Annotated in this window: 20 protein-coding genes and 1 pseudogene; 9 read left to right on the forward strand and 12 right to left on the reverse strand. The window is 71.3% G+C overall.

Annotation, left to right across the window (positions count from 1 at the left end):
- Positions 1-37: 37 nt before the first annotated feature.
- Entirely contained in the window at positions 38-955 is a 918-nt protein-coding gene (locus tag ACFWPA_RS02065) for a cutinase family protein (protein ID WP_378509293.1), read from the forward strand.
- A 10-nt stretch (positions 956-965) separates the two neighbouring features.
- Here the strand turns inward: ACFWPA_RS02065 and ACFWPA_RS02070 are convergent, their stop codons facing one another.
- Positions 966-2,183 (reverse strand): oxygenase MpaB family protein, encoded by a 1,218-nt coding sequence (locus ACFWPA_RS02070; protein ID WP_378509292.1) that lies wholly within the window; start codon positions 2,181-2,183, stop codon positions 966-968.
- Positions 2,184-2,259: 76 nt separating this feature from the next.
- On the opposite strand from ACFWPA_RS02070, the gene ACFWPA_RS02075 reads away from it, so the two are divergent.
- Entirely contained in the window at positions 2,260-2,937 is a 678-nt protein-coding gene (locus ACFWPA_RS02075; RefSeq protein WP_378509291.1) for a TetR/AcrR family transcriptional regulator, read from the forward strand.
- Here the strand turns inward: ACFWPA_RS02075 and ACFWPA_RS02080 are convergent.
- From ACFWPA_RS02080 to lysX, 7 genes are all read right to left on the reverse strand, one after another.
- Positions 2,891-3,496 carry a histidine phosphatase family protein gene (locus tag ACFWPA_RS02080; protein WP_378509290.1) on the reverse strand — a complete coding sequence of 202 codons (606 nt, stop codon included), beginning with the start codon at positions 3,494-3,496 and terminating at the stop codon, positions 2,891-2,893. The genes ACFWPA_RS02075 and ACFWPA_RS02080 overlap by 47 nt on opposite strands.
- Positions 3,497-3,577: 81 nt before the next feature.
- The gene (locus ACFWPA_RS02085; RefSeq protein ID WP_378509289.1) at positions 3,578-4,357 is read right to left on the reverse strand and encodes an ABC transporter permease; all 780 of its coding nucleotides are present in this window, start codon (positions 4,355-4,357) and stop codon (positions 3,578-3,580) included.
- Complete coding sequence (locus ACFWPA_RS02090; RefSeq protein WP_378509288.1) at positions 4,354-5,157, reverse strand: ABC transporter ATP-binding protein; 804 nt, start codon at positions 5,155-5,157, stop codon at positions 4,354-4,356. Before ACFWPA_RS02090 ends, ACFWPA_RS02085 begins: the two co-directional genes overlap by 4 nt.
- A complete protein-coding gene (locus ACFWPA_RS02095) occupies positions 5,154-5,522 on the reverse strand; it encodes a DUF1048 domain-containing protein (protein ID WP_378509287.1) in 369 nt (122 codons plus the stop codon). Before ACFWPA_RS02095 ends, ACFWPA_RS02090 begins: the two co-directional genes overlap by 4 nt.
- A 2-nt stretch (positions 5,523-5,524) precedes the next feature.
- Entirely contained in the window at positions 5,525-5,854 is a 330-nt protein-coding gene (locus tag ACFWPA_RS02100) for a PadR family transcriptional regulator (RefSeq protein ID WP_378509286.1), read from the reverse strand.
- Positions 5,855-5,927: 73 nt separating this feature from the next.
- On the reverse strand, positions 5,928-6,614 hold the full coding sequence (locus tag ACFWPA_RS02105) for a DUF998 domain-containing protein (RefSeq protein WP_378509285.1): 687 nt from the start codon (positions 6,612-6,614) through the stop codon (positions 5,928-5,930).
- Positions 6,611-9,943 (reverse strand): bifunctional lysylphosphatidylglycerol synthetase/lysine--tRNA ligase LysX, encoded by a 3,333-nt coding sequence (gene lysX / locus ACFWPA_RS02110; protein ID WP_378509284.1) that lies wholly within the window; start codon positions 9,941-9,943, stop codon positions 6,611-6,613. Before lysX ends, ACFWPA_RS02105 begins: the two co-directional genes overlap by 4 nt.
- A 67-nt stretch (positions 9,944-10,010) precedes the next feature.
- Between lysX and ACFWPA_RS02115 the strand changes: the two genes are divergently transcribed.
- From ACFWPA_RS02115 to ACFWPA_RS02125, 3 genes and pseudogenes are all read left to right on the forward strand, one after another.
- Positions 10,011-10,229: an RNA-binding S4 domain-containing protein gene (locus ACFWPA_RS02115; RefSeq protein WP_378509283.1), complete on the forward strand. Its 219-nt coding sequence runs from the start codon at positions 10,011-10,013 to the stop codon at positions 10,227-10,229.
- A gap of 182 nt (positions 10,230-10,411) precedes the next feature.
- Complete coding sequence (locus tag ACFWPA_RS02120; protein WP_378509282.1) at positions 10,412-11,842, forward strand: alkaline phosphatase PhoX; 1,431 nt, start codon at positions 10,412-10,414, stop codon at positions 11,840-11,842.
- Positions 11,843-11,979: 137 nt separating this feature from the next.
- A pseudogene (locus ACFWPA_RS02125) lies at positions 11,980-12,415 on the forward strand (L,D-transpeptidase); the annotation flags it as partial.
- 73 nt (positions 12,416-12,488) lie between these two features.
- On the opposite strand, the gene rraA reads toward ACFWPA_RS02125, so the two are convergent.
- The 4 genes from rraA to ACFWPA_RS02145 form a co-directional block, all read right to left on the reverse strand.
- The gene (gene rraA, locus ACFWPA_RS02130; RefSeq protein WP_378509281.1) at positions 12,489-12,968 is read right to left on the reverse strand and encodes a ribonuclease E activity regulator RraA; all 480 of its coding nucleotides are present in this window, start codon (positions 12,966-12,968) and stop codon (positions 12,489-12,491) included.
- 38 nt (positions 12,969-13,006) lie between these two features.
- Positions 13,007-13,399, reverse strand: coding sequence for a DUF5313 family protein (locus ACFWPA_RS02135; protein ID WP_378509280.1), 393 nt, complete (start codon positions 13,397-13,399; stop codon positions 13,007-13,009).
- A gap of 26 nt (positions 13,400-13,425) precedes the next feature.
- A complete protein-coding gene (locus tag ACFWPA_RS02140; protein WP_378509279.1) occupies positions 13,426-14,202 on the reverse strand; it encodes a MerR family transcriptional regulator in 777 nt (258 codons plus the stop codon).
- Between the two features lie 78 nt (positions 14,203-14,280).
- Complete coding sequence (locus ACFWPA_RS02145) at positions 14,281-15,768, reverse strand: adenylate/guanylate cyclase domain-containing protein (RefSeq protein ID WP_378509278.1); 1,488 nt, start codon at positions 15,766-15,768, stop codon at positions 14,281-14,283.
- 297 nt (positions 15,769-16,065) lie between these two features.
- On the opposite strand from ACFWPA_RS02145, the gene ACFWPA_RS02150 reads away from it, so the two are divergent.
- From ACFWPA_RS02150 to ACFWPA_RS02165, 4 genes are all read left to right on the forward strand, one after another.
- Positions 16,066-17,259 carry an insoluble domain protein gene (locus ACFWPA_RS02150; RefSeq protein ID WP_378509277.1) on the forward strand — a complete coding sequence of 398 codons (1,194 nt, stop codon included), beginning with the start codon at positions 16,066-16,068 and terminating at the stop codon, positions 17,257-17,259.
- A 64-nt stretch (positions 17,260-17,323) separates the two neighbouring features.
- The gene (locus tag ACFWPA_RS02155) at positions 17,324-18,001 is read left to right on the forward strand and encodes a hypothetical protein (RefSeq protein ID WP_378569572.1); all 678 of its coding nucleotides are present in this window, start codon (positions 17,324-17,326) and stop codon (positions 17,999-18,001) included.
- An 81-nt stretch (positions 18,002-18,082) separates the two neighbouring features.
- On the forward strand, positions 18,083-19,636 hold the full coding sequence (locus ACFWPA_RS02160; protein WP_378569573.1) for a succinic semialdehyde dehydrogenase: 1,554 nt from the start codon (positions 18,083-18,085) through the stop codon (positions 19,634-19,636).
- Between the two features lie 90 nt (positions 19,637-19,726).
- Positions 19,727-21,358 (forward strand): MFS transporter, encoded by a 1,632-nt coding sequence (locus ACFWPA_RS02165; protein ID WP_378569574.1) that lies wholly within the window; start codon positions 19,727-19,729, stop codon positions 21,356-21,358.
- Positions 21,359-21,408 lie beyond the last annotated feature (50 nt).

Raw genomic sequence — 21,408 nt, forward strand, 5'->3', positions numbered from 1 at the left:
TCGTTGTCGGGAGTGCAGGAAGTAAGGGGTTGGCTGAATGGGGCCGAGGAAGTTCGTGGCGATGGCATCGGCGGCCGTCGCGGCGGCAGCGGGGCTGCTGGTGGGGGCGGGTGCCGGTGCGGCACAGGCGGACCCGGCATGTCCCAGTCTCTACGTCGTCGCCATTCCCGGGACCTGGGAGACCGGCGTCACCCCCGACAAGCAGGCCGGTGGCGGCATGCTCGCCGACGTCACGAACCGGCTGCGCGGCGCGGACATCCGCACCGACTACGTGCGGTACGTCGCGACCGCCTTCCCGTGGGAGGGCGAGATGTACGGCGCGTCCAAGCAGCAGGCCACCGACTTCGCGCGCGGCATGCTCGAGGCGATGCAGGCCCGCTGCGCGGGCACCCGCTTCGGGATCATCGGCTACAGCCAGGGCGCCGACGCGGCCGGGGATCTGGCCAACGAGATCGGCACCGGGCTGAGCACCATCCGGCCGGAGCGCATCGCGGGCATCGGGCTGCTGTCCGACCCGAAGCGGTCCCCGACCGACGCGCTGATCGGCCCGAGCGTGCCGGGCGCCGGTGCGGGCGGGGCACGTCCCGGCGGCTTCGGCTGGGTCAGCGACCGCACCGTGACGTTCTGCGCGCCCGGTGACCTGTACTGCGCCACCGAGTCCGACGACTTCGTGACCCGGATGGCCGGCTTCGCCGCGACGAACGCGGACCCCGGCTCGTCCGATTCGCCGGACTACGTGCCGGAGGCCGGGGTGATCCTCGGTGATCTCGCCGGGGCGGGCGGCATGCCCACGCTGCGCGGCCAGTTGACCGAACGGGCGAACCTGGAGCGGGCGGCGGACCTGGCCCGGTTCTACGGTTCCGGCGCGCACCAGAACTACCAGGGCTATGCCGTCGACGCCGCGGGCACCACCCCGACGGCCTGGCTCGCCGGATGGCTGCGCGAGAAGGCCTGACGCCGACGGGTCATGCGGCGCGGTGGGTGATCCCCGTCGCCGCGTGACCGACGGTGGCGTCGCCGTCGACCATCGTGCGCATGAACGCGCGCTGCTGGGCGGCGCCGCGGGCCGCGGCACGGTCCCGTCCGCCGCGGCGTAGGGCAAGGACCGATCGAAAAGCGTTGAGCGGAAACCTGATCAGCGGGTACCAGGGCAGGACCAGCGCCGGGAGGCCCAGGGTCCGCATCGCGCCGGGCCCGAGGAAGGCACTGGTGACCGACAGGTGCTGGGACCGCGCGATGCGTCTGCGCAGCGCAGGGAGGACGCGGTAGTTCCAGGACAGCGGGTCGTCGATCATCGGGACCGCGAGCTGGCGCGTGGTCTCGTCGGGTGTCGAGAGCGCGTACGAGGTGTGCAGCAGCACCCGCACCGCGTCCCGGAATCCGGTCGGCAGGAACTCGTCCTGCACCCCGATCAGCCACCCCACGTACCGCGTCAGGTGCGCGACGGCGTCGTACTCGGTGGGGCGGTACACCGTTCCCATCGCGATCGCGCCCATGCTGGGGGCGACGAGCGCGCCGACGACCGTCGCCGCCATGTCGGTCTGGTTGATCGGCAGCCCCCAGGCGCCGGGATCCCAGTCGGGGAGCGCCGCCACGTGCCGCCGGACCATCGCGTGGATCAGGCGCACCCGCAGCGTCGACCGGTAGCCCGCCCCGCCCGGCCGGAGCCCGTCCTCGCCGATCACGTCCAGCGCCCACTGGGAGGTCTCGGCGAACCGGGCGTTGGAGCCCTTCTCGAGGGCACCGGTGCGCAGCAGGGTCTGGTTGAATCCGGCGAACATGTAGCCGCCGAGCAGGGCGACGTCCCTGGCGATGTACAGCCCATCGGCGCCGCCGCTGCGCATCACCGCCGCGCCCAGCTCGATCGTCGGCCAGTCGACCCAGTCCGGGACCGCCTCGACCCCGGAGAAGAACGCGCGCAACGGTTCCGGCGCGTCCTCGATGGCGCCGATCCCCTCGGACAGGGCCCGCTCGAACAGCGGGCGCGCGGCGGACATCCCGGCCGCGTACATCCACTCGACCAGTCGGTCCGCGGGGGCGTCGCCGACCGTCAGGCAGTCGCCCATGCGGCGGAACTCGGCGGCATCGGGTCGTCGCAGTCCCAGCATCAGGCCGAACATCCGGATGCCGGGCGGGACGGTGCACGGTGCGTCCGGGTGACGGGTGGGCGGCGCGGACGTCATCGGGAGCCCTTCGATCGGCACGAGTTTTGGGCAACGCATGTTTTCCAAAACATAGGGCGACGGTAGAGTGCTGTCAATGGCACGGGGAGATGTGGTGCGGTCCTACGGCGGGGTCAGCGCGGACGACCGCCGCGCCGACCGGCGTCGCAAGCTGGTCGGCGCCGCCCGCCGGTCCTGGGGGCACGCGGGCCTCGGCGAGGTGACGGTGCGCGGGGTGTGCGCCGCGGCCGGTCTGCAGCCCCGCTACTTCTACGAGCAGTTCGCGAACCGTGATGCCCTCCTCGTGGCGGTCGCCGACGAGGTGCGCGGCGAGCTGTTTGCCACCCTCGTCGACTCCAGTCGGGACGCCGACGGCACCCTCGAGGACAAGCTGCGCGCGGCGCTCTCGGCGTTCCTGGGCGCCATCGCCGCCGACCCCGACCTGCACCGCATCATGCGGACCGACCTCGCGGGCATACCCGGCCTGGAGAACCGCCGGGTGGACAGCCTGAACATCGTGGCGGACCTGATCCTGCAGTACGGCAGCGGAATCCCCGGTTTCGGGACGCCCGGCGGCGCCGACCCGCGGCGGTTCGCCCGGTTCGTCGCGGGCGGCGTCAATCACCTCGTCGAGAACTGGCTGGTGCATCCCGACGAATCACCCGAGGAACTCGCCGACGTGTGTACCCGGCTGTGTCTCGGTTTCGCGGGCAGGCCCGGTCGCCCGCTCAGCGGTAGCGGGGTAGCAGATCCCGCACGTGCCCCGTCTCGTTGACCGATGCCGGTCGGGCCTTGCCGTTGCGGGAAAACAGGATCCGGCTGACCGACGTGTAGTCGACCGGGAAGGTCAGCGGACGGTCCAGTCCGAGCAGGTGCTGCAGGTAGATGTTGATGACGCCGCCGTGCGCGACGACCGCGACGGTGTGCTCGTGGTCGGCGGCGGCGACGATCCGGCCCATCGCGGCGAGGACACGGGCACGGAAGGCGGGCTCGTCGACGAACCCGGGCAGGTGGCCCGCAAGGATCCGCGCGTACGCCTCGGGCGCCGCGGTCTTCGCCTCGTGGATCGGGATGTAGTGCGAGAGCTCGCTGTCGTACTCGGCGAGGCCGGGGTCGACGTCGACCTCGATCCCGAGCGTGCGGGCGAGCGGCGCGGCGGTCTGCCGGGCCCGCAGCTGCGGGCTGCTGATGATCCGGGCGACCGGATACGGCGCCAGCGCACCGGGCAGCCGCTCGGCCTGGGCCCGGCCCTCCGCGGTCAACGCCGGATCGGCGGGGCCGTCGACGGTGACGACGTGGTCGGGGAGGGCGTGGCGGATCAGGAGCAACTGCACCACCTCACCCTGTCATGCCCCGTGCCACCCGCCGCCGCGAAACGTCCCCCCGTGTCACGGGGGGACGTGCCGCGGGCCGGGTCAGGCGAACCGGCGCCGGTAGATCAGCACCGCGGCGGCGTAGGCGACCAGTAGGAGACCGCCGCACCAGGCGAGGGCGACCCAGACGTCGGAGCCGGCGGGGTGGCCGGCAAGCAGGCCGCGGATCGCGTCGACGATCGCGGTCACCGGCTGGTTGTCGGCGAAGGCCCGCACCGGCCCCGGCATCGAGTCGGTCGGGACGAAGGCGGAGCTGAGGAACGGCAGGAAGATCAGCGGGTAGGCGAACGCCCCCGCGCCGTCGACCGAACTCGCCGACAGGCCCGCGATCACTGCCAGCCAGGTCAGGGCCAGCGTGAACAACACCAGAATGCCCACAACCACAAGCCATTCGAGAAGGTTCGCCTCCGAGCGGAATCCCATCAGCAGCGCGACACCGACGACGAGGACGAGTGCGCCCAGGTTCGCGACCAGCGAGGTGAGCACGTGCGACCACAGCACCGACGGCCGGGCGATCGGCATCGACTGGAACCGCTCGACGATGCCGCCCTGCAGATCATTGAAGAGCCGAACGGCGGTGTAGGCGACGCCCGAGGCGATCGTGATGAGCAGGATTCCGGGCAGCAGGTAGGTCGCGTACTCCCCGGTGCTCGTTCCGGTGCCGGAACCGGTGTCGATGGCACCGCCGAAGACGTACACGAACAGGAGCATCATCGCCACCGGGGTGATGGCGGTCGTGATGACGGTGTCCGGGCTGCGGGTGATGTGCCGCAGGGATCGCCCGGTGAGGGCGGTGGTGTCGGCGAGAACGTGGGTGGTCATGACGGGTCCCTTCCGTCGGTGCCCGTCCGCGTGCCCGCGGGACGGCTGTCGGTGCCGACGAGGCTGAGGAAGACCTCCTCGAGCGTCGGCTGCTTCTCGACGTACTCCACCGTCGCGGGCGGCAGCAGCGCCTTCAGTTCGCCCAGCGTGCCGTCGACGATGATCCGCCCCTGATGCAGGATCGCGATCCGGTCGGCGAGGTGTTCGGCCTCCTCGAGGTACTGCGTCGTCAGCAGCACCGTCGTGCCGTTCGCGGCGAGTTCCCGCACCGCCTGCCACACCTCGTTGCGGGCCTGCGGATCGAGTCCCGTCGTCGGTTCGTCGAGGAACACGATGGGCGGGTCGCCGATCAGGCTCATCGCGATGTCGAGGCGTCTGCGCATGCCGCCGGAGTACGCGCCGACCTTTCGGTCGCCCGCCTCGCTCAGGGAGAAGCGCGCGAGCAGACCGTCGGCGACCTTCGCGGGATCGGCCAGGTGCCGGAGCCGGGCGATCAGTACCAGATTCTCTCTGCCCGTGAGTATCTCGTCGACGGCGGCGAACTGGCCGGTGAGGCTGATGGATTCGCGCACCCGGTCCGGTTCGGTGCCGACGTCGCGCCCGTCGACCGTTGCGGTGCCCGCGTCGGCGCGGAGCAGGGTGGCCAGGATCTTGACCAGGGTGGTCTTGCCCGCGCCGTTCGACCCGAGCAGCGCGAAGATGCTTCCCCGCGCGACCTCAAGGTCGACGCCGCGCAGAACGTGCAGCTGGTCGTACGACTTCTCGACGCCGCGCACCCGGATGGCCGTGGTCGTGCTCATTGCTCGTCCTCCCGCTCGAGGTCCTCAATGGTCCGGGTGAGGCGGGTGCGCTCCTTGTCGATCCACCGTTTACCGGTGTAGGCCTGCGCGAACGTCTCGGCGAACTCGACCGGATCGTCGCCGACGATCGCCCGCACCGTGGTGCCATCGGCCGCGGCGCGTTCCCAGAGGTCGGCGGCGTCGACGTACATCGTGACGAGGGTGTCGCCATCGGTGACGCCCGCGTAATAGGTCAAGTACCGCTCGAGCGCCTTCGCCAACGTCGCGTATGGCTCGGGCAGCGCCTCGATCCGGGCCCGGTACTGCTTGAACTGCTTCTTCTGTTCGAGTGATCCGGTGATGGTCTCAATCCATTTCGCGGCCATGATCACTTCTCTCCTTCGTGGAGCTGCTCGATCCGTTCGGCGAGGAAGCTCCAGGTCCTCCAGAACTCGGTCAGTTGGTCTCGGCCCCTGTCGTTGAGGGTGTAGACCTTGCGCGGCGGCCCCTTCTCGGACGGAACCTTCTCCACGTCGACGAGGTCGCGCTGCTCGATCCGCACGAGCAGGGCGTAGATGGTGCCCTCCGCGATGTCCGCGAAGCCCTGATCGCGCAGTCGCGCGGTGATCTCGTATCCGTAGGCGGGTCGTACCGACAGGAGCGCGAGAACGATGCCCTCGAGGACTCCCTTGAGCATCTCGGTTGCCTGCTTGCCCATCGCACCTTCTCCAGTACTCGGTGTTGCTGACTACCGGTACAAAGTAACGCTGAGTAGTGGTACTTGGCAATACTTAGTAGCGAACTTTCTTGCGCTGCCACCACGCGACCGCCGCGGCGTAGGCGATCCACCCCGACACCGCAAGCAGCTGAAGCCGCTGCGCGTACCCGAGCAGCCAGACCTCGTCCCCGTGGCCGTCCGCCCGCACCGCCCACAGCGTCCACGCCAGCCCGGCGACGTACCCGACGACGATCGCAATGCCGGTCCAGCGCAGCCACCCCGGCCACCCGTAGCGATACGCGGCCAGGATGAACGCGAACACCGACACCGCAGCGGACGTCGCGGCAACGGTGCTCGTCGACGCGTGCAGCAGACGGGCCTGGTCGTACACCCCGGCCGCCTCGAGTGCCGCGCATCGGGCGCTGGCATGCGCCGAACAGTGCAGCGGCATCCGCGAATCGGCGGCGGTCGCGATCCCGAATACCCCGAGCGCGACCCAGCCGGTGGTGGTGAGCGGACGCCGCGGCAGCAGCGCGGCGGCCAGCAGTGCTGCGGTCAGCAGGATCGCCCCGGTCACCAGATCCGCCGTCCGGAACCAGAATCCGTACGGCTGGTCCAACGCGGCCAGCTCGCTGGTGTACGCGCGGGCCGGGTCGAGCCCGGTCGGCAGCACCAGCTCGAGCAGCCACGAGGTGTAGCTGACGGCGCCGACGGCAAGCAGCACCACGACGACGACCCGGACGCGGGCCGCGCCGGTCACTGCTTCGGCTTCGCGAGCGGGAATGCGAGGGTCTCGCGGATGCTGCCGCCGGTGATGAGCATGACCACCCGGTCCACCCCCATGCCGAGCCCGCCGGTCGGCGGCATCGCGTGCTCGAGGGCCTGCAGGAAGTCCTCGTCGAGTTCCATCGCCTCCTCGTCCCCGCCCGCCGCGAGCAGCGACTGTTCGGTCAGCCGGGCCCGCTGGTCGATCGGGTCGGTGAGTTCGCTGTACGCGGTGCCGAGTTCGACGCCCCACGCGACGAGATCCCATTTCGCGGCCACCCCAGGGATCGTCGGGTGCGGCCGGGTCAGCGGCGACATCGACGTCGGGAAATTCGTGTAGAAGGTGGGGAACTCGGTGTGATCCTCGACGAGGTGCTCGTACATCTCCTGTGCCACCGCACCCTCGTCCCAGTCCGTCCGGTACGGGATCTCATGTCGGTCACACAGTCGCCGGAGATCGGAAAGCGGTGTCTCCGGACCGATTTCGACACCGATCTTCTCCGACACCGCGCCGTGCATCGTCTTGATCGGCCACACCCCGGAGATGTCGACCTCGACCATCGCCCCGTCCGGCCCGGGTCGCAGGATGACCTCCCTGCCGTGCGCGGCGACCGCCGCCGCCTGGATCAGTTCCCGGCACAGCACCATCATCTTCTCGTAGTCGCTGTGCGCCTCGTACGCCTCGAGGATCGTGAACTCGGGATTGTGTTTGAAGTCGACCCCCTCGTTGCGGAACACCCGGCCGATCTCGAAGACCCGTTCCATCCCGGCGACGCACAGGCGCTTGAGGTACAGCTCCGGCGCGATCCGCAGGTACAGGTCCAGGTGGTAGGCGTTGATGTGGGTCAGGAACGGGGCCGCGTTGGCGCCGCCGTGCACCCGCTGCAGGATCGGCGTCTCCACCTCCAGGTACCGCCGTGCGGTGAGGGTGTCCCGCAGCGACCGCACCACCGCGCTGCGTGCCACCAACAGGTCCCTGGCCTCGGGATTGATCGCCAGGTCCAGGTACCGCTGCCGGACCCGGGTCTCGGGGTCGGACAGACCCTTCCACTTGTCCGGCAGCGGGTGCAGGCACTTGCCGTTCATCCGCCACTCCGCGGCGAGTAGTGACAGCTCACCGGTGCGGCTGCGGCCGATCGTGCCGCTCACCTCGATCAGGTCGCCGAGGTCGAAGTCCGCGGTGAACTCGTCGAGCCGGTCGCCGACCGTGGCTCGGTCGAACAGCACCTGCAGATCCCCGGACCAGTCCCGGACCACCGCGAACGCGACCCCGCCGTACGGGCGGATCCGCTGCAGCCGACCGGCAATCCGGAGTCGGGTGCCAGCGGGGGACGCGGCGGCCGCCGCGACCGTGTGCGTCGGCGGGGACGCGACGGGATAGGCGTCCACGCCCTCGCCGGTGAGCCGGGCCAGCTTGGCCATCCGCACCCGCACCTGCTCCGGCCGTCGCGGCCCCGGCCCGGCGTCGGGGGCCGGTGCGGCGAGGGCCGGGACTCCGTCGGGCGCACTGCCGTCCGCGTGCAGTGTCCCGGAGCCCGCCACCGCGGCGGGAACCGCCTCGTGCACCCCGGTGTGCCTGCTCGCGTCGCGGCGGCGCAGGCTGGGCACGGCGAGGAACCCCTCGGCGATCGCGGACGCGACCCCCACCTTCGGCAGCACCCGGCGGTCCGCGAAGCACAGGTAGCGCGGCACCCAATCGGGTTGGTACTTCACGTTCGAGCGATACAGGGCCTCGAGCTGCCACCACTTGGACGCGAACATCAGCAGCGACCGCCACATCCGCAGCACCGGTCCGGCACCGATCCGGGCGCCCTCCTCGAACACCGAGCGGAACACCGCGAAGTTCAATGAGATCCGGGTGATCCCGAACCGGTCACCGCCGGTGGCGAGGTCGGTGACCATCAGCTCCACCACCCCGTTGGGCGCCGTCGGATTCCGGCGCATCAGGTCGAGCGACACCCCACTGGCGCCCCACGGCACCAACGACAGCAGCCCGAGCGCCTCGTCGTCGGATCCGAGCGCCTCCACGAGCAGGCAGTCGCCGTCGGCGGGGTCACCGAGCCTGCCGAGGGCCATCGAGAACCCCCGTTCGGCATCGGTGTCCCGCCAGGCGTCGGCGAGGTCGATCACCCGGCGCATATCCTCGGGTGGAAGGTCCCGGTGTCGCCGGATCCGGACCGTGACGCCCTGCTTGCGGACCCGGTTCACGGCCTGACGCACCTGCCGCATGTCCCGGCCTGCGAGGTCGAAGTCGCGGGTACGGACGATCGCCTCGTCGCCGAGTTGCAGCACGGTCAACCCGGCCCTGGCGTATGCGGTGGCGCCGGCCTCGCTCGCCCCCATCACGGCGGGCGTCCAGCCGTAGGTCGAGGCGAGCGCGAGCCAGGCGTCGATGGCATGCGGCCACGCCTGCTCGTCGCCGATCGGGTCGCCGCTCGCCAGGCACACCCCGACCTCGACGCGGTAGGTGACGGCGGCCTTGCCCGACGGCGCGAACACCACCGCCTTGTCGCGTCGGGTCGCGAAGTAGCCGAGCGAGTCGTCCCCGCCGGAACCGGCAAGCAGTCCACGCAGCGCGGACTCGTCGTTGCCGGTGAGCGCGTTGGAGGCGCGCTGCGACCGGAACAGGACCAGCACCGCGGCGAGCAGCGCGACGGCCCCGAACAGGCCGAGCAGGGTGTTCACGAAACCGTGTGGGCGGCCGTCGAATTGCTCGTTGTCGAGCACCGCGAGCGCGGTGACCCGGTTGACCGACCACAGCAGGCGTTGATCCTGTGGGAGGCTGCCGGGGAACAGTTCCACCAGGCCCCACCCGAGCAGGGTGCCGACGGCGAGCCCGGCAACCAGCACCCCGAGTGCCTTCCACACCGCGCCCCGCCGCACCCGGGTGTAGAACTGCGGCCGCGCGGCGATCAGCACCGCGACCACCGCCACGTGCACGCCGCAGGCCACCCCGGCGTTGATGTTGCGGTCGGCGACGGCCACCACGAGGTTCGCCAACCCGATCAGCGACAGGTAGACCGTCAGCAACCACCACGCGATCCGCTTCCGGCTGGCGAGCGCCGCGGCAAGCAGTCCGAGCACCAGCGCCCACGCGACACTGGTATCCGGTGCGTCGAAGTAGTACTCGTCGACGTACACGCGCACCGGATGGATCAGGTAGCGCAGCACCGGCGACAGGCTCCACAGGAACACCAGGACCGCGTAGACCCCGAGGGTGAGCCCGGCGATGTGCGGGACCCGGGTCAGCCGCGTTCCGGGCGGACCGGGCAGCACCCGCGCGGGCGTCGGAGTTGACGGTGCACCCACGGTGATCGGCGGCATCGTCCCAGTGTGAACGGTCCCGCGCCCGGGTGCCGGATGACATGGCCGGGTGCGCGAGAATGGGGTCATGTCCGCCGCCGAAGACGTCCCCATCCGCGACGAGGTCATCCGCCTCGGCCAGTTCCTCAAGCTCGCCAACCTGATCGAGTCCGGTGCGGAGGCGAAGGAGGTCATCGCCGACGGCCTGGTCACCGTCAACGGCGAGGTCGAGGTGCGCCGCGGCAGGCAGTTGCGGGCCGGTGACGTCGTCGAGATCGGTGGCATGCGGGCCCGCGTCGCGCACTGAGCCGCAACCCGACGGCTACCGTTTGGCGCGGCAACACTGTTGGCGGGCAGGCAGTTTCGGGATGGCCACCGGCGGCGGAAATTGTTCCGCGGTTCACCGGCCGGACACGCGGAATCCACCGGACCCGGTGCTCGGCCGCCTACCGTCCTGGCGTCCCAGCTCACCGACGGAGGTACCGCACCGTGTCCACCACACCGCTCAACCGTCGCTCGTTCCTCGGGCGCACCGCACTCACGGGGCTGGGGGTGGCGCTCGTGGGCAGCGTCGACACCCTGTTCCGGCCTGCCCTCGGATCGGCGGCCCCCGGCCCGCTGGTCGGCTACGGTCCGCTCGTGCCCGACCCCGCTGGGATCCTGGCGTTGCCGGTCGGATTCACCTACACGATCGTCGCCCGATCCGGGGAGACCCTGCTCGACGACGGCTCCCCGGTCCCGAGCGACCCCGACGCGAACGGTGTGTTCGCGCACGGCACCGGCACCGCGGTCGTTACCAACCACGAGATCGGCGGCGACGAGCCGTTCGGTGTTCCCGTCGTCGACGGCCTCACCTACGATCCCGGCGCGCGCGGCGGCACCACGACGACGATGATCGGTCCGAACGGGGAACGCCTCGGACAGTACGTCAGCGTCGCGGGCACGGTGAACAACTGCGCGGGCGGCATCACCCCCTGGGGCACCTGGCTGACCTGCGAGGAGACCGAGGACCGCGCCGGAAAGGACGGCGCGACCCTGGACCACGGCTACGTCTTCGAGGTCGACCCGGTCAGCAGGGACGCCAACATCGGCAAGAGCGGCATCCCACTGAAGTTCCTCGGCAGGTTCGCGCACGAGGCGGTCGCGGTCGACCCCGGCAGCAACGCGATCTACCTCACCGAGGACGCGTCCAAGCCGAACGGGCTGTTCTTCCGGTGGACGCCGCCGCCGGGATTCGTCGGCGGCCGCGGCGCGCTGCACGCGCTCGCCCAGTCCGCGGGCGGCGACACCGCGGGCGGCTTCCAGGCGATGCGGTGCCTCGCCGACGGCGTCCATGTCGCGGACCTGTCCCAGGCGACCGTTCCCGGCGTCCGCTACCAGGTGCAGTGGGTCGACGTCCCGGACCGGGACGCGACGTCCACCTCGATCCGCAAGCAGCTCGCGAACGATCAGGTCACCCGCAGCCGCAAGCTCGAGGGCCAGTGGTGGGGCGACGGCGGCGCGTACTTCGTCGCCAGCTACGCCCGCACCTCCGACGGCAGCGTCGCCGAGCACGACGGTCAGGTGTGGTTCTATGACCCGGCCAGCGAGACGGTCGAACTGAAGACGCTGTTCGGGGTGAACCCGGATCCGTCCGTCGACACCGGCAACTACGACGGCCCCGACAACATCACCGTCTCGCCCTACGGCGGCGTGATCCTCGCCGAGGACGGCGACGGCATCAGCCACCTGATCGGCGTCGCCGAGGAGGGCGATCCGTTCCCGATGGCCCGAAACGACCTGAACGACAGCGAGTTCTGCGGGCCGGCCTTCAGCGCCGACGGGAAAACGCTGTACGCGAACATCCAGTCGCCGGGGCTGGTCCTCGCGATCCGCGGACCGTGGCGACGCGCGGCAGGCGGTTCGGTCTTCGGTTCGTAGTTCCGGCGGCCGGGGGCTGTTGTACGCCGTCCCGCGGTGCGACACTGGAGTGATCGGTCACGTCTGAAGGGTGGTGTGGCCATGAGAAGTTCACGCACAGTGCGCGCCGCGGTGGCGCCGATCGTGTTCGCGTCGGCCGCAGTTCTGTTGCTGCAGTGGGCGCTTACAGCTCCGGTGGCGTCGGCGCGGGTGACGTCCGCGGTCGCGAATGTGTCGACGCACACCTTCACGGTCGCCGCGAACGGCGAGGTCCGGACCATGCCCGCGTCGATGGGCAAGCCGGGGTACGAGACCCCGCTCGGCACGTTCGAGGTGCTGGAGAAGTTCCGGCACCTGGTGATGGACTCGTCCACGTATGGTGTCCCGATCGACTCGCCCGAGGGCTACCGGATCGACACGGAGTTCGCGGTCCGGCTCACCTGGGGTGGCATCTTCGTGCACTCCGCGCCGTGGTCCGTCGACTCCCAGGGGTATGAGAACGTCAGCCACGGGTGCATCAACCTCGGCCCGGAGGACGCGCGGTGGTTCTACGAGAACGTGCAGGTCGGGGACCTGGTCACGATCGTCGGCTGATCGTCGAACGGGCGGCTCCCGCGACCGTCACTGCGACGATGCCCCGGTAGCCGCCCGTTCGACGCGGCGCCGTTCAGTCCTCGGCACGGACCACGACGCCGTCGTGGTCGCTGTAGACCATCTCGCCGGGGTGGAAGGTGACACCGCCGAACGTCACCGGCACGTTCTTCTCCCCGGACCCGGTCTGGGTGCTCTTGCGCGGGTTGGTGCCCAGCGCCTTGATCCCGATCTCGAGGGTGCGCAGGATCGCCGAGTCCCGGACCGCGCCGTTGACGATCACGCCCGCCCAGCCGTTCGCGACGCCCTTGCCGCCGATGATGTCCCCGACCAGGGCGGTGTGCACGCTGGCATCGCCGTCGACGACCAGGACGCCGCCCTCGCCCGGCTCGCCGAGCGTCTGCTTGACCAGCAGGTTGTCCTGGAAGCACCTGATGGTGGTGATCCGTCCGGAGAACACCGCGTGACCGCCGAACTGGATGAACTGGGTGTCGCAACTGCGGATGTCGGGGCCGATCTCGTCGGCCAGGTCTGCGGTGGCTACCTGCTCGGTCATGTGCGTTTCCCTTCGTTGGCGGACACCGACGAGCGTAGTTACTCGCCGGTACCCCGGCCGTGCCGGGACTCATAGTCGTCCCGGGTGCGGGCGGCCCGGCTGCGGGCCCGTTCCCCGAGCAGCTCGGGGTCGAGGCCGTGGCTGAGCAGGCGATGCCTGCGGTAGATGTTCATCAGCGCGATCGCGAAGTACAGCACCGGCAGCAGCAGCAACGCCATCATCGCCAGCGGAATCCAGCGCTCCCCGGGAATGAGCAGGTAGAACGCAACGAAGATCGGGATCAGCGGCAGCGTGAACCGCAGCACGTACCGCACCGACGAGCCCGGCCCCATCACGTCGTTGCGGACCCAGTCCTGCATCGAATCCGGCAGGGTGCGGCCGACCAGGTACCCGAGGTACTGGCCGAAGCTGGGGGTGCGGCGGTCGGACATGAGTACAGGGTAGGACGCCGCCCGGGTCAGGCGTGCCGGGCGGCGTTCGCGACGATCGCGTCGTGCACGTACTGCGCCAGCCCGGGCGCGACGTCGTCGTAGTGCTTCCGGAAGCGCTCATCGGCGACATACATCTGCGCCAGGCACACCTGCATCTCGTGAGAGCAGTCGTAGAACCGGTCGATGCCGGCCCGGTGCCGTTCGGCGAGCCCGGACGCGCGGTCCGAGTCGGCGGCGGCACCGTCCGCCAGGGCCGCGGCGAAGTCCGCCTCGATGGCGTCGGTCTCGGCCTTGATCGCCGTCCAGTCGTCCTTGGTGAACGCCGCCGTCCGCTGCCGCGACTGGGCCCAGGCGTCCGTATCGCCCCAGCGCTGCTCGGCCTCCGCCGCGTACTCCTCGCCCGGCCAGTCGTCACCGAAGACCTCGCGCTGCTCCTCGGGGGTCAGTTGAATTCCCATCTGCTTCGCCTCCATCATGTTCTCCACTGCTGCGACCATCCGATGCAAGCGATCGATCTTCTCCTCCAACAGCTTTCGCTGTCGCTGCAGGTGCGCCAGCGCATCCACCGACGGATCGTCGAGGAGGGTCGCGATCTCCTCAAGGGGGAATCCCAGTTCCCGGTAGGTCAGCACCCGATGCAGCCGCTCGACGTCGGCTGCCGAGTAGGTGCGGTAGCCGGACGGGGTGCGGCCGGACGGCCGGACCAGCCCGATCTCGTCGTAGTGGTGCAGGGTCCGCACGCTCACCCCGACCAGCCTCGCCACCTCCCCGACGGTCAGCCGGGATTCCCTGTTCTCGCTCACACCGGTCACCGTGCCGCCTCCCGTCGCGTGAGGGTCAAGCCCGCGTCCAGTGTGCACCGCGGACCGGGGGAGGGCCCGTCACCGGCCTGGTGGGAGCCGATCGGGGGGCGTGAACGGCCTCGCCGCGCGCAGCACCCGCGGGGCGCGGCGGGCCACGCTCAGCACCACCCGGTCGATCACGTGGAGGCTCAACGGTTTTCGATCGACGATGCCGGATCGGTCGCAGGTGTCCGCGAGCAGGAACAGTCGCCAGCGGCCGGGGACACCCTTGAGGTTGTGCTCGCCGCGGTCGACGAACACGAAGCCCGATCCGACGGCCAGATCGCGGACGGTGCGCGAGACATACACCTCCCCCGGACCGGCCGAGGCGCCGACACGGGCCCCGATGTGGACCGTCAGGCCGGTCACCTCGGTGCCGATGCCCTCCACCTCGCCGGTGTGCACCCCGGCTCGGACACCGAGCCCCAACTCGCGCGCCGCCCGGCACACCGTGCGTGCGCACCGGACCGCGGCGGCCGGGCCCTCGAACACGCTGAGCGTGCCGTCCCCGGCGACGTTGACCAGCAGCCCGCCCGCCCGCTCCACCTCGATCCGGACCTGCCGCTCGTACGCGGACCGCAGTGCGCGGTAGGGCCCGTCCCCGATTCGGGCCAGGGTCTCCGTCGAGCCGACCACATCGGTGAACAGCACCGTCGCGAGATAGCGTTCCGCGTTCACCGGGCGCCCGACCCCGGTCGCGATGTGCTCGATGTGGTCGAGCACCGGGATCCACGCCTCGCCCATCGAGGTGCCCGGCGGCAGCGGCGGCAGCACGTGCAGGGCGCCGTGCGGGATCGCCTCGGCCACCCGTCGCGAGGCCTCCAGCGGGACCGCGCTTCGCGCGGAATGCAGCACCCTGGTTGGGCACTGGATGGAGGACAGGGCGTCGAAATAGTCGATCCGGAACAGCCATTCGAGGTGCGCCCGTGCGGTGGCGGGCGTCGCGGAGCAGCGTTCGAGCAGTGCCATCAGCCGCCGGTTGAACGGCGAGTCCTGGGTGGGATCCCACATCGCGATGACCTGTCCGGATCCCCAGTTGTCGTAGACGGCGCGCCACCCGTCGACGAACCGGTCGCGGGCCTCCTCGGTCCACCCGCGCGGCAGGCTGTCGCCCTCACGGAGCGCGCCCTCGACGAACGGCTGCTGAAGCACCAGGCCCGCCGCCCGGTCCGGGTCGCGCGCCGCGATCAACGCCAGCGCGCCGCAGGTGCTGCCGATCCCGACCAGGGTCGCCCGCCGCATCCCGACCGCGTCCATCACCGCGAGCACGTCGTCGGCCTGCTGTTCGAGGGTGGGGACGTGGTCGACGGGGTCGGACAGCCCAAATCCGCGACGCTGGAAGTACACGAGCCGACAGAAGGTGGCCGCGCGCTCGAAGACGTAGTGGATGTGCGGATCGGTCCACATCAGGTCCGGGTGCAGGCCGATCTCCAGGAACAGCACGACGTCCGCGGGGCCCTCGCCCACGACCTGGTAGGCCAGCGCGTGCCCGTCACGCTCGACATACCTGGTCCCGGGTGGGTCCATGCGCCCCAGCGTAGTCGCGCCAGCGCACCCGTCGAAGACCGAACGGTCTGTTGGGGGTTGTCGGCACCGGCCCGGCGCCTCTATGCTCGCAGCGCTCGTGTCGCACCTACAGGGGGGTGGTCCGCGAGCGCATCAGTACACGTGTGGGGGCACGTCGCTACCGGCAGCCCTCACCGCATCAGGGGGAATTGTCTTGAGCTCGACTGCTTTCGGCGTGCGCACTCCGCGCCGCCCGCGTTCCCTCCCGCACCGGCGGCACGGTGCCGCCGGTGTTGCACCGATCGGAGGGACATCGACATGAGCCGCACCACATCGCAGGGTCCGCATCGCCGCCGCGCCGAACGTGTCGTGGTGGCCGGTGCGCTGCCCGTCGCCATCGCGATCGCCTGCGCTGGGGTCGCGGTCGCGGTCCCGGTCCAGCCCGGGGTCAGCGACACCCCGGACGCCCAGCCCGGCGTCGACGCCGAGCTCGCGCCGCCCGTCGTGGAAACGCCGCCCGCCGCCGCGCCGGTCCCCGAGGAGTCGAAGATGTACTGGGTCGCGCCGCCGGTCGAGTACGACAACGTGCCCACCCGGCCCGCCCCCACCCGGTACTACGAGGAGGAGCCGATCGCACCGGCGCGCGTGCAGCAGCTGCACCTGCCGGTCCCGGTCGCGCCGGTCGCGCCGATCGAGGCGCCCGCCGAGCGACTTCGACTCGGCGACTACATCGCCGACCGGCCGAACTGGCTCACCGAGGCGAACCTCGACCGGACCAACAACACCGCCGCCGCGTTCGAGGCGCAGGTCAACACGTTCTGGCAGTCGGTCGGCCTCGACGCCTCCCGCGCGGACCGGATCGGTGCCGCCACCGTCGGCGGCGCCGCGGTCGCCGGACTCGGCGCCGCCGCCGCGGCGGGCCTTCCTGCTGCGGTCGCGGGCGGACTGGTCGGTGGTGCGATCGGCGGCAACATCGGGGTGCCCGCAGGCGCCATCCCCGGGCAGGTGGTCCTGCCCGTGATCGGCCCGGTGGCGGGCGCCGTCGTCGGGGGCGCGGTCGGCACCGCGGCAGGAGCCGCGATCGGCGCCGCCGCCGTTGGCGTCCCGGTCGCCGTGGTGGCCGGCACCGCAGGCGCGCTGGTCGGCGGCGTCACCGGGGCCGCGTTCGGTGCCGGGGACACCCTCGCCGAGCCGATCGAGATGGAAATCCCGGACGCCCCGACCACCGATCCGGCCGCGGTCACGCAGGCGACCCGGGACACGGTCACCCGGGTGGAGTCGCTGCCGGGCGGCGACGCCGCGGTTGCCGCGGTGCGGGACGCCGTCGAGGTCGTGCCGCCGCAGGTCGCCGCCGCGGGCGCGGGCACCCGCGCCGCCGCGCTCGGCCTCCCCGGTGGCCCTGATCTGGTCCGGCGCGTCGAGGCTGCCGGGACGGCGGCGGCGGCCGCCGCCGCCCCGGTCTCCGGTCCGGTGGGGGAGGTGCTCGGCGCCGTCGCGGCCGGGCTGAGGTAGCACCACGGAGACGGGTGCGGCCGGGGTCGTCCGGCCCGCGTCCGCCGGGTGCGGCAGGAGGAGAGTGGGAACGCCGATGGATCCGTCGGAGGTGAGCGCGGGGGAGGGCGACCGTTCGTCGACGCAGGCGCCGGGGGTCGCCGCACCGGCGTGGTTGTCGCCGCCCCCGCCGTCGGCGTCCCCCCGCGCCGTCGACGCGGTCGAGGCGGAGGAACCGGCACCGGCCCGGCGGCGGTGGCGGCGCGGGGTCCTACCCGTCACCGCCGCCGCCGTGCTCGTCGTTGGTGGGGTCGCCGCTGCCGGCCTGGCGCTGAACGCGGCGGACCGCTCGCCGCCCGGCACCGCGCCGGGCACCGCCGCCGCGGCACCGGACGAGCTCGCCTGGTGCGCGGGCCTCGGGGCGGGCCACCCGGCCGACCTCGACGCAGCCGATCCGGGGGAGGCGGCGATCGCCGGCTTCGAACGCGCCTACTACGTGCTGCGCGACGGCGCCCGCGCCCGCGAGCACGTCGCCCCCGACGCCCGGGTCGGGTCGGCGGAACAGATCGGCCGCGGCATCGCGGAGATCCCCGTCGGCACCACCCATTGCGTGCTGGTGAAGCGGGCCACCGACGGCGCATACGCCGTCGACGTGTTCGAACGCCGCCCCGATGGGAGCATCCAGCACTACCCGCAGACCGTGCTGACCGGGAGCACCCCGGACGGCACCCGGATCACCGCGATCACCCCGCGGGAGGGGTGACGGCGGACGCCCTGTGACGGCGGCCACGGACGCGGTAGGTTGTCTGTAACCGCCGAAACTACCAATCAGTAGGGGTACGAAATGCCTGCTCCGTCCGCCGCGACCTTCGAACGGCTCGCCACCCTCGTCGCCATCCCGGACGCCGCGGGCCGGCCAACCCGCCCGGTCGTCGAGGCGTTCACCGGGCGCGAGCTGGCCACCATCCCGATCGGCACCGCGCAGGACGCCGTCGACGCGATCGCGCGGGCCCGCGACGCCCAGCGGGACTGGGTCCGTCGCACCCCGGCCGAGCGGGCCGAGGTCTTCCACCGCTACCGCGACCTGGTGCTCGCCAACCGGGACGCGCTGCTGGACATGGCGCAGGCGGAGACCGGCAAGGCCCGCTCCTCGGCACTGGAGGAGGTCCTCGACATCGCGATGACCTCCCGCTTCTACGCGAAGCTCGCGCCGAAGGCGTTGAGGTCGACGCGCGTGCAGGGCATGCTGCCCGCCCTGACGAAGGCCGTGGTGCACCACCACGCGAAGGGTGTCGTCGGCGTCATCTCGCCGTGGAACTACCCGATGACCCTCGCCGTGTCCGACGCGATCGCCGCGCTGCTCGCCGGCAACGCCGTCGTCATCAAGCCGGACAGTCAGACCCCGTACTGCGCGCTGGCCTGCGTCGACCTGCTCTACCGCGCCGGCCTGCCGAGGGACCTGTTCGCGGTCGTCCCCGGGCCGGGATCCGTTGTTGGCACCGCCATCGTGGAGAACGCCGACTACCTGATGTTCACCGGCTCCACCGCCACCGGGCAGCTGCTCGCCGAGCAGGCCGGTCGCAGGCTGATCGGCTTCTCCGCGGAGCTGGGCGGCAAGAACCCGATGATCGTCGCCAAGGGCGCGAACCTGCGCGAGGTCACCGACGCCGCGGTGCGGGCCTGCTTCTCCAACTCCGGGCAGCTGTGCATCTCGATCGAGCGGATCTACGTCGAGCAGTCGATCGCCGCCGAGTTCACCCGACTGTTCGGTGAGCGGGTCCGGAAGATGACGCTGGCGCCGGGCTACGAGTTCGGGATCGAGATGGGCTCGTTGGTCTCCGAATCCCAGGTCAAAACCGTCTCCGGGCACGTCGACGACGCCGTCGCCAAGGGCGCGACCGTCGTCGCGGGCGGCAAGGCAAGGCCCGACCTCGGACCGCTGTTCTACGAGCCGACGGTGCTGACCGGCGTCACCGACGAGATGGAATGCGCCCGCACCGAGACGTTCGGTCCGCTGGTGTCGATCTACCCGGTCGCGGACGTCGAGGAGGCCATCGTGAAGGCCAACGACACCGAGTACGGGCTCAACGCCAGCGTGTGGGCGGGCACCAAGGCGGAGGGCGAGGCGATCGCCGCCCGGGTCCGCGCGGGCACCGTCAACGTCGACGAGGGGTATGCCCCGGCCTGGGGCAGCACCGCAGCCCCGATGGGTGGCATGGGGGTGTCCGGCGTCGGCAGGCGGCACGGCCTCGACGGGCTGCTCAAGTACACCGAGGCGCAGACCGTCGCAACCACCCGGGTGCTCAATCTCGGTGGGCCGCGCGGACTTCCGCCGAAGATCTGGGCGAAGGTGCTCGCCCCGTTCATCGCCGTGATGAGGTATCTCCCCGGGCGGTAACCCCTGAGCGCTGCGGGACCGGCGGATCGCTGGTGAGATCGAGGGGGAGGGCGCGGTCGCGGCCTTCGGACCGCGATCTGGGGAGGCGTGATGGCGTCGGAGGTCGGCACCGAACCGGGAGCGGATCGGCGGGCGTGGATCGGGTTGGGGGTGCTGGCCGCCGGGCTGTCGATGATCGTCGTCGACGGCACGATCGTCGGCGTCGCGTTGCCGGTGATCATCGACGACCTCGACATGGACCTGACCGACGCGCAGTGGGTGAACAGCGTCTATTCGGTGGTGTTCGCGGCGCTGCTGCTGACGGCGGGCCGTCTCGGCGACCGCCTGGGGCGGCGCGCGATGTTCATCGCTGGCGTGGTGGTGTTCATGGCCGGCAGCCTGCTTGCCGCGCTCGCCGGGAGTGCGGCGGCGCTGATCGCCGCCCGGGTCGTGCAGGGTGTCGGCGGGGCGTTCGTGCTGCCAACGACGCTGTCGAGCGTGAACGCCACCTTCCGCGGCCGGGACCGGGTGATCGCGTTCGCGGTCTGGGGCGCGGTGATCTCCGGAATGGCGGCGATCGGCCCACTGCTCGGCGGCTGGCTGACCACCGCCTTCACGTGGCCGTGGATCTTCGTGGTGAATCTTCCGATCGGCGCGGCGGTTCTGGTGGGTGCGCTGCTGACGGTCCGGGAGACCCGCGCGACGATCACGGCGCCGGGCCTCGATGTCGACGGCCTGCTGCTGAGCGTGATCGGTTTCGGTGGCGTGATCTTCGCGCTCATCGAGGGGCAGAGCCTCGGCTGGTGGACACCGATCGCCGAGTTTGAGGTACTCGGATTCAGCTGGCCCGTCGACGCCCCGGTGTCGGTGGTCCCCGTCGCTGCCGCGGTCGGGGTGACCGCGCTGGTGCTGTTCGTGTGCTGGGAACGGCACCGGGCCGTGGGCAGCCACCGGTCGGCGATCCTCGACCTGAGCCTGTTCCGGGTGCCGACGTTCAGTTGGGGCAACCTGACGGCGCTGGCGGTCGCGATCGGCGAGTTCGGCCTGCTGCTGGTGCTGCCCCTGTTCCTCGTCAACGCGCTCGGCCTGACCACGATGGGCGCGGGCGTGGTGTTGGCCGCAATGGCGTTGGGGGCGTTCGCCTCCGGTGCGGCAGCCCGGCATCTGGCTGCCGCGATGGGCCCGACGCGGGTGGTGATCCTCGGGTTGGCGCTCGAGGCGGTGGGGGTCGCGGTGGTGGCGCTGTTCGTCTCGTCGACCGTCTCACCGTGGGTGCTGGCGGTGCTGCTCGCGGTGTACGGGTCGGGCCTGGGGTTGGCGTCGGCGCAGCTGACCGGCACGGTGCTCGCCGACATCCCGCCGGAGAAGTCCGGTGAGGGCTCGGCAACGCAAAGCATGTTCCGGCAGTTGGGGTCCGCGCTCGGGTCGGCGATCGTCGGCGCGGTGCTGTCGGTGTCGTTGGCGCACACGCTGACCGACCGGCTTGAGCCGGTCACGGCGGTGCCTGCGCCGGTGCAGGAGCAGTTGGTGACCGCGACCCGCGACTCGGCGGGCGGCACCATCGAGGGCCTGCGGGAACAGGGCGAGACCGGTCGGCTCGGCCCCGCCGGTCCGGAGGCGACGTCCGCGCTCGCCGAGGGATTCGGTGACGCGACCCGCATCTCGCTGTTTGCGGCGTCGGGGTTCCTCGCGCTCGGGTTGGTGAGCGCGACCGCACTACATGTCCGGACCCGCCGACCCTAGCGCCGATGAATACCGTTGCATTGGAAGGTGACACGCTGCCTGTCCGCCCG

Source organism: Rhodococcus sp. NPDC058505 (genome assembly GCF_042720095.1).
In the GTDB taxonomy this organism is placed as follows: domain Bacteria; phylum Actinomycetota; class Actinomycetes; order Mycobacteriales; family Mycobacteriaceae; genus Rhodococcus_G.

What these genes read in the sequence shown, in the direction of transcription:
- ACFWPA_RS02065 (WP_378509293.1), top strand. Translation starts at nt 38, where the DNA reads ATGGGGCCGAGGAAGTTCGTGGCGATGGCATCGGCGGCCGTCGCGGCG.
- ACFWPA_RS02070 (WP_378509292.1), bottom strand. Translation starts at nt 2,183, where the DNA reads ATGACGTCCGCGCCGCCCACCCGTCACCCGGACGCACCGTGCACCGTC.
- ACFWPA_RS02075 (WP_378509291.1), top strand. Translation starts at nt 2,260, where the DNA reads ATGGCACGGGGAGATGTGGTGCGGTCCTACGGCGGGGTCAGCGCGGAC.
- ACFWPA_RS02085 (WP_378509289.1), bottom strand. Translation starts at nt 4,357, where the DNA reads ATGACCACCCACGTTCTCGCCGACACCACCGCCCTCACCGGGCGATCC.
- ACFWPA_RS02090 (WP_378509288.1), bottom strand. Translation starts at nt 5,157, where the DNA reads ATGAGCACGACCACGGCCATCCGGGTGCGCGGCGTCGAGAAGTCGTAC.
- ACFWPA_RS02095 (WP_378509287.1), bottom strand. Translation starts at nt 5,522, where the DNA reads ATGGCCGCGAAATGGATTGAGACCATCACCGGATCACTCGAACAGAAG.
- ACFWPA_RS02100 (WP_378509286.1), bottom strand. Translation starts at nt 5,854, where the DNA reads ATGGGCAAGCAGGCAACCGAGATGCTCAAGGGAGTCCTCGAGGGCATC.
- lysX (WP_378509284.1), bottom strand. Translation starts at nt 9,943, where the DNA reads ATGCCGCCGATCACCGTGGGTGCACCGTCAACTCCGACGCCCGCGCGG.
- ACFWPA_RS02115 (WP_378509283.1), top strand. Translation starts at nt 10,011, where the DNA reads ATGTCCGCCGCCGAAGACGTCCCCATCCGCGACGAGGTCATCCGCCTC.
- rraA (WP_378509281.1), bottom strand. Translation starts at nt 12,968, where the DNA reads ATGACCGAGCAGGTAGCCACCGCAGACCTGGCCGACGAGATCGGCCCC.
- ACFWPA_RS02135 (WP_378509280.1), bottom strand. Translation starts at nt 13,399, where the DNA reads ATGTCCGACCGCCGCACCCCCAGCTTCGGCCAGTACCTCGGGTACCTG.
- ACFWPA_RS02145 (WP_378509278.1), bottom strand. Translation starts at nt 15,768, where the DNA reads ATGGACCCACCCGGGACCAGGTATGTCGAGCGTGACGGGCACGCGCTG.
- ACFWPA_RS02150 (WP_378509277.1), top strand. Translation starts at nt 16,066, where the DNA reads ATGAGCCGCACCACATCGCAGGGTCCGCATCGCCGCCGCGCCGAACGT.
- ACFWPA_RS02160 (WP_378569573.1), top strand. Translation starts at nt 18,083, where the DNA reads ATGCCTGCTCCGTCCGCCGCGACCTTCGAACGGCTCGCCACCCTCGTC.
- ACFWPA_RS02165 (WP_378569574.1), top strand. Translation starts at nt 19,727, where the DNA reads ATGGCGTCGGAGGTCGGCACCGAACCGGGAGCGGATCGGCGGGCGTGG.